Source organism: Marinobacter sp. (assembly GCF_041686475.1).
Taxonomy (GTDB): domain Bacteria; phylum Pseudomonadota; class Gammaproteobacteria; order Pseudomonadales; family Oleiphilaceae; genus Marinobacter.
Genome location: NZ_JAWLDU010000088.1, coordinates 1 through 7,075 on the forward strand (window position 1 = coordinate 1; position 7,075 = coordinate 7,075).

Below are 7,075 nucleotides of genomic sequence, written 5' to 3' on the forward strand. Positions count from 1 at the left end.
GCTGGCCGGAACCACAATGCTGATTACGCTTGCATGGAACAGCTGGCTGATCTGGCCCGCCATGTTCCTGCATGGAATCGTGCTGGTGCATCATTTCTCGCTACAACATGAATGCGTGCATTACACCGTGTTCCGCACCCGCAAACTGAATAATATCGTCGGGCAGATCTGCGGATTTATTATCCTGCTGCCGCACCGCTTCTTCCGCTATGAGCATTGCGATCACCACACCTATACGCAGCTGGACGGCCATGACCCTGAGCTGATCCCGATGCCGAAAACCTATGGTGAATACTTTCTCTATCTGTCCGCGATTCCTTACTGGAAGGCCAAATTCACCGAGGTTTCGCGCCACGCCATGGGGCGGCTTTCGGAGGTCGAAAAGCACTTCATCCCGAAAGAGGAACATGCCGCCGTGTTTCGGGACGCACGAATAATTCTCGGACTATACGCGCTGATCTTTGCGTGTATGGCAGTCACCGGCTGGTGGGGGCTGATCTGGTACTGGATCATTCCGCTGTTTCTCGGCGAACCGGTGATGCGTTTCATCCGGATGACGGAACATGTGGGTCGCCCAACCGTGGCGAAGATGAGTGAGAACACCCGCACCAACCTGGTCTCGGCCCCGTGGAGGTTCCTTTGCTGGAACATGAACTACCACGCCGAACATCACTATGTACCCCTGGTTCCCTACCACACCCTGCCGCGCCTGCACAGAAAGCTGCGCGACCATGTTCATGTCGAGCCGGACGGCTATCTCGGCGCGCATAGGGACATCCTGACTCAGATCCACGGGGCGCGGGCATGAGCGACAAGCCCTGGCGCGACGTGATCGCGGTGGACGAACTGGAAAAGGACTGGGTTACACGGGTCGAGGTCGGACGGCGCACCATCGCCGTCTATGATACGCCTAGCGGGATATATGCCTCGCTCGCGCTTTGCAGCCATGGTGGTGCGGATCTTTGCGACGGCTATTTCGACGATCACGTCATCGAATGCCCGCTGCATCAGGGCGCTTTTGACGTTCGCGACGGAAGGCCCATCGCCGCGCCGGCGACGCGGGCAATGCGGACGCTTGAAGTACGGGTGCACGATGGACAGGTTCAGATCCGGATCTGATTGCGCCCGTGACGGGAATAAGGCGTACACTTCCTGACATTTACCCAAGAACCTGACCAACGAGGATTCCCAATGACCAGCAACCTGCCCAGCGACAGAAAACCCGCCATCATTGCAGCCCTGGCCGGCGGCTGGGTCGCGGATGCCGCCAGTCTGGGACTGCACTGGCTGTACGACAGCCAGAGAATCCATGAGGTGGGCGGCCAGTCACCGGAATTCCTGCCGCCGAAGGCCAGCTATTTCACCGGCGGCTTCGGGTACTTTGCCCACGAAGGCAAGCAGTCCGGCGATATCAGCCACTACGGCGCGGCCACCGGGGTGCTGATCGACAGCCTTCTGGCCAGCGAGGGCGAACTGGATATCCGCGATTACCAGCGCCGGTTCCGGGGTTTCTTCGGGCCGGGCGGCCAATGGGTGGGCTTTCTGGACAACCCGACGCGGGTCACCCTGAATAACCTGAACAGCATTGAACAGAACGCCATCGACCAGGCCCTGGCCACCACCGAAGCCGATCTTACCGATCAGCAGAAGCGCATACTGGTTCAGAAAGTGTTGCCCTACACCCGCCGCCTGACGGGCAATGAACTGGCAGCTCCGGTTCGCCGGGCCATCGACCTGACCTATCATGAAACCGAAATTCAGGAAGCGGGCGTTCACATTGCTGAAACCATCGACCAGCACCTGCTGCCGGAAAGCGGCGCCGATGACATGCAGCTGCCCACCGTCTCCAAACTGCCGCCACTGGTAGCCCGCTATTGCGGCAGCGACACACTGATGGAGGTTACTGAAGCGGCGGTGCGGGTGACCAATCACAACGACGAGGCGGTAGCCTGGGCAAAATGCGCGGCGACTCTTCTGGATCAGCTTTTCCAGGGCAAAACCATATCGGCCGCCCTGGAAGCCGCCAGAACCGGAGCGCCGGACCAGGACAACCTGAGCAATGCCCTGTCCGGTTCCTCACTGGATGCGGTCAAAGCCGGCGATACCTTCGGCCGCACCTGCTACCTGCATGAAGCCATGCCAGTGACCTTTCACATCCTCAGCCATGCCAACAGTTATACCGAAGCCGTTCGCGCCAACATCCAATGTGGCGGCGACTCCTGCGGCCGGAGCTGGATTATCGGCCCGGCCATGGCGGCAATTCATGGCGTTGGCGGCGAACAGGGTATCCCACTGAGCTGGCTGGCCCGGGTGACAGATGCGGATACCCTGTTCGCAGACATCGAATCACTGGTTAATGGTACATGGACACCCAAGGAGCCGGAGAAGGCTTCAAGAGGCTGCCCGGTGCGGTAAGAGTTGCATACGGACGAAATAGAAGCATAAAAAAGGCGGGAGCCACATTAGCAGCTCCCGCCTCTCCGTCTGTTTACGCTGACCCGGTCTTAGTCCGGATCAGATTAGCAGCATGACAATCAGCGCCATCCAACGCGGTCAAAGATGCGAACCGCTTCGGGATTATTCTCCCCCAGTACGCTGACATTGATGTCATCAATGTTCAGATGGCCCCAGGAATCCAGAACCGGGTTCTTGAGCACACCCTCTACAGCAGGGAATTCGTGGTTGCTGCCGGCAAAGACTTCCTGTGCAGTATCGGATGCCAGAAACTCAAGGAAGCGCACAGCATTTTCGCGGTTTGGCGCATTTGCGACCACACCGGCACCACCGATATTTGCATGCACACCGCGGCCGGACTGATTGGGGAAAATGATGCCGACCTTGCGAGCAACTTCACGATCGGCTTCATCGTCTGAGTTCAGCAAACGGGCATAGTAATAATGGTTACCAACGGCCAGGTTGCATTCACCGGCAGCTACGGCACGGATCTGGTCGGTATCCCCGCCCTGAGGATCCCGCGCCATGTTATCGACCACGCCCTGCGCCCATTCCTCGGCGCCATCCTCACCGTGGTACTCAATCATGCTTGCCAGCAATGACTGATTGTAGATGTTGCCGGAAGAACGGATGCATACCTCGCCTTCAAACTCTGACTTCGCCAGGTCCTCGTACTCACTGATCTCTGACGGATCGAACTCCGAGCGGTCATAGTAGATAACACGCAGGCGCTGGCTGAACCCGAACCAGTGGCCGTCCGGATGACGCAGGGAATCGGGCAGACGGCTATTGAGCGTTTCGGAATCCACTGGCTGAAAGACACCTTCCTGGTCGGCACGCCAGAGGTTGCCCGCGTCGACCGTGACAAGGATATCGGCCGGACTGGCAACACCCTCACGGTTGATTCGTTCAATCAACGAGTCCGACTTACCTTCGATGAGATTGACCTCGATTCCGGTCTCTTTGGTAAACGCCTCATAGATTGCCTGGTCAGAGTCGTAGTGACGGGCAGAATAGAGGTTGACCTCGTTGGCCGCTACGCTGGTAGCCGCCATTGTTGCAGTTAGTGCAGCAACCCCCAGCTTTGCTTTGAAAGTTATCACAGTTCTGATCTCCCTGAGTCATCCAATATGATATTGATAACGATTTGTATTCAGATGTAAGTTAAACTGGGCCTGATGCAATGTCAACGAATGGAAATCAATCTCTTTTACGTTTACAGTACAGAAACAGAGCCAGCAAACTGATAATTCCAGTGCGCTGACGGCTTCCGCATTAAGATTTGGATGACCTTTATGGGCGTTTACCAAAAAAAGTCTGTCGGCACCCTTGCGCAAAGCGGAAGGCCAACTGATCCGACACTCATGCTGGATCATGTGCATTGTCAGTTTGACAGGCACAAAGCGGTAACCGACATCAGCCTGGAGATCAAGGCAGGCGAAGTCGTATGTCTGCTGGGGCCTTCCGGGTGCGGAAAGACCACGCTGCTGCGCATAGCGGCGGGCCTGCAGATACCGTCTGCGGGCAAAGTGTTTCTCGGCGGTAATCTGGTTTCAGCGGCGGATGGACTCCACTGGCCACCCGAAAGACGCAACCTGGGCCTCGCCTTTCAGGAATCCGCCCTGTTTCCCCATTTGACGGTGCTTGAAAACGTCTGCTTTGGTATCACCTCGTTACCGCGAAATCAGCGCAAATCCCACGCCCTGGATCTGCTGGGCCGCTTGGGAATGGCCGAGTCTGCCAGGGCCTATCCCCATACCCTCTCCGGCGGGCAGCAACAAAGGGTTGCCCTCGCCAGGGCCCTGGCTCCATCGCCGCACGTAATGCTTCTGGACGAGCCTTTCTCCAGCCTTGATGCGCGCCTGCGCGACCAGATCCGTGACGACACCCTCCATGTTCTCAAGGAATTGGGCACGGCAACCTTGCTGGTGACACATGATCCGGAAGAAGCCATGTTCATGGCGGATCGTATCGCACTGATGCGAGAGGGGAAGATCGTGCAGACAGGCACTCCGACCGATCTTTACTGCAACCCGGCTGACCCTTTTGTTGTCAGATTTTTCGGTCAGGTGAATGAATGCACTGGCGAGGTGCACAACGGTTCTGTCAGAACACCGCTTGGCGACCTGGATGCCCGCAAATTTCCGGAAGGCAGCACTGTGCAGGTGTTGATCCGCCCGGAGGCTGTGCAAGTCAGACCGCTGGACAGCGATGAGGAGGATACCCGCAACAGTCATGTGCTGGTATCACGGTTACTGGGCTCCACCAGCCTGCTCCATATCTGCGCACATGGTGCGGGCGGGCAGGAAACGCACCTGCATGCCCGGGTTCCCGGTGTATTCCTGCCCAAAGAGGGTCAGCCCGTGTCTCTTGGCCTGGATATGTCACAGGTCTTTATGTTCAGGCAGTAAGCCGGAAAGTCAGCGCCGGTCGCCGCTGCCAGGGCGGGAGTTGCGCATTGCCAGGCTCAGAATGATAACCGGGATAATCCCCACGGCCACAATGAACAGCGAGGAGGTGGCAGATTCCGCCAGTCGCTCGTCTGACGCCAGACTGTAGGCGCGCACCGCGAGCGTGTCGAAATTGAACGGGCGCAGAATGATAGTGGCGGGCAATTCCTTCATCACGTCCACAAACACCAGGATTCCCGCGGCCAGAAGGCTGCCGCGCATAATGGGTGTATGCACTTTGCGCAGGGCGCCGCCAGCGGTCTGACCCAGTGTTCTCGCCGCAGCATCCATGGATGGCGTGACCTTTCCCAGGCTTGCTTCAACGGTGTTGAAAGAAACCGCCAGGAAGCGAACCGTGTAGGCATAGATCAGCACGAAGGCCGAGCCGCTGAAAACCAGCCCAACCAGAAACCCGTAATTGTCGCGCAGAAAAAGATTCAGCCTCTGATCCAGCCAGGCCAGCGGTATCATGATACCCACGGCGACAACCGAACCCGGAATGGCGTACCCCATCGCTGCAATGCGATTTGCTCCCCTGACCCAGGTGCTGCTGTTCAGCCGTGCGCTATAGCTGAGCAGCACCGCCAGAACGACAGCGACCACTGCGGCGCCCGACGCCAGGAACAGGCTATTGAGCGCAAAGGTGAGAAAACGGGTACCAAAGAGCGGGTCCCCGGTCGTTATCGCCATCTCCAGTAATATCAGTGCCGGAAAGATGAAACCGATCAGTATGGGCAGGAAACAGGCAACAAATGCCAGAACAGCTCTACCCGAGCGCAACGAGTACTGTGGCAGTGCCTGATAGCGTGCGGAAGCGTGATACTGCCGGCCCCCTCGCGAAGCGCGTTCCAGCAGCACCACGATGAATACAAACACCAGCAGGCAGGCCGCCAGCTGAGCGGCAGCAACCTGTTCACCCAGGCCAAACCAGGTTCTGTAGATGCCTGTTGTAAACGTGTCGACCCCGAAAAACTGAACAGCACCAAACTCATTAAGTGTCTCCATCAGTACCAGAGAGACGCCTCCAATAATGGCCGGGCGCGCCAGCGGCAACGCCACACGCCTGAACATCTTCCACGGCCCCAGTCCCAGAGTGCGCCCTACGTCAAGGGCACTGACCGACTGTTCCATGAAGGAAGCACGGGCAAGCAGGTAAACATAGGGGTATAGCACCATGGTAATGAGCAGAGAAGCGCCGCCCAGTGACCGGACATTCGGAAAGTAGTAGTCACCCTGCTGCCAGTCAAACCAGTTGCGAAGGGTGCTTTGCAGAGGTCCTGCAAATTGAAGGAAATCGGTGTAGGCGTATGCAATTACGTATGTCGGCACAGCCAGCGGCAGCAAAAGTGCCCATTCAAACACCCGCTTTCCCGGGAAACGGCACATGACCACCAACCAGGCGCATGCCGTACCAATAAACGTGGTACCCAGTGCAACGGTAACGCTCAGCACCACAGTGTTATTCAGATACCGCCCCAGAACGGTACTGGCAAGATGAGCCCACACCTCTCCGGAGGGGAAAAAGACGTGGGCGAATATCACGATTACCGGTAACGCCACCAGTAGGGCAATGAGAAAGGTGCTTACTGCCCAGACGCTCGGCCGTCTGACACGGAAACCTTTACCGGATGAATGGAGCTGGGTGCTGGGCAGAACGCCCTCCTGGTGAGTCGAGTGTTTAGCCATACGGAATTCGTGGTTTGTTTATGGCCATGCATTATAAAGGAGGGGAAGGCGTAATAATAATAAGTTCGTGCATGGACCTTTCCAACTTTGGGATCAGGCCATCGCCAATAAACGGCTCATATAACCGATAAGCCCGCATGTTCCCATGACCACGAGGTACCAAACCATGAATAATGTTGCTGACCGTTGAGTAAAACGCATGGCAACTCCTGATCTTGCGATAAATGGATGATGCCGGCACTGACCCATGAAAAACGAATCTGTTACAGCCCTAGCGCTTTGGGCCGAGTTGCAACCAGCGGGAAAGGGCAGAATCCGGCCTGCAGGTGAGGTACCAGGGAAGAAGGCTCATCACTATCAGAATGGCCAGGGCCGCAATGACGGTCACCAATGGATTCAACTCGAAGGTATTGCCCAGCCCCGCAAACACGAACGTCATCGGCAACATCCCCAGCATTGATGCCAACGCAAAACGCCACCCATGA

At 57.1% G+C, this 7,075-nt stretch carries 6 protein-coding genes and 1 pseudogene; 4 read left to right on the forward strand and 3 right to left on the reverse strand.

Annotated elements, in window-relative coordinates:
- The 3 genes from ACESMB_RS13950 to ACESMB_RS13960 all read left to right on the forward strand — a co-directional run.
- Positions 1-808, forward strand: an 808-nt coding sequence (locus ACESMB_RS13950) for a fatty acid desaturase family protein (protein ID WP_372971866.1), incomplete at its 5' end; no start/stop codon positions are given.
- Complete coding sequence (locus ACESMB_RS13955) at positions 805-1,119, forward strand: non-heme iron oxygenase ferredoxin subunit (protein ID WP_372925784.1); 315 nt, start codon at positions 805-807, stop codon at positions 1,117-1,119. The genes ACESMB_RS13950 and ACESMB_RS13955, both read left to right, overlap by 4 nt.
- A 72-nt stretch (positions 1,120-1,191) precedes the next feature.
- Entirely contained in the window at positions 1,192-2,415 is a 1,224-nt protein-coding gene (locus tag ACESMB_RS13960; RefSeq protein WP_372925785.1) for an ADP-ribosylglycohydrolase family protein, read from the forward strand.
- Between the two features lie 119 nt (positions 2,416-2,534).
- Here the strand turns inward: ACESMB_RS13960 and ACESMB_RS13965 are convergent, their stop codons facing one another.
- Positions 2,535-3,557 carry a Fe(3+) ABC transporter substrate-binding protein gene (locus ACESMB_RS13965; protein ID WP_372925786.1) on the reverse strand — a complete coding sequence of 341 codons (1,023 nt, stop codon included), beginning with the start codon at positions 3,555-3,557 and terminating at the stop codon, positions 2,535-2,537.
- A 192-nt stretch (positions 3,558-3,749) separates the two neighbouring features.
- On the opposite strand from ACESMB_RS13965, the gene ACESMB_RS13970 reads away from it, so the two are divergent.
- Positions 3,750-4,865, forward strand: coding sequence for an ABC transporter ATP-binding protein (locus ACESMB_RS13970; RefSeq protein ID WP_372925787.1), 1,116 nt, complete (start codon positions 3,750-3,752; stop codon positions 4,863-4,865).
- Between the two features lie 9 nt (positions 4,866-4,874).
- Here ACESMB_RS13970 and ACESMB_RS13975 read toward each other — a convergent pair whose 3' ends face one another.
- Entirely contained in the window at positions 4,875-6,590 is a 1,716-nt protein-coding gene (locus tag ACESMB_RS13975) for an ABC transporter permease (RefSeq protein WP_372971867.1), read from the reverse strand.
- 271 nt (positions 6,591-6,861) lie between these two features.
- Positions 6,862-7,075: pseudogene (locus ACESMB_RS13980) on the reverse strand (TVP38/TMEM64 family protein); the annotation flags it as partial.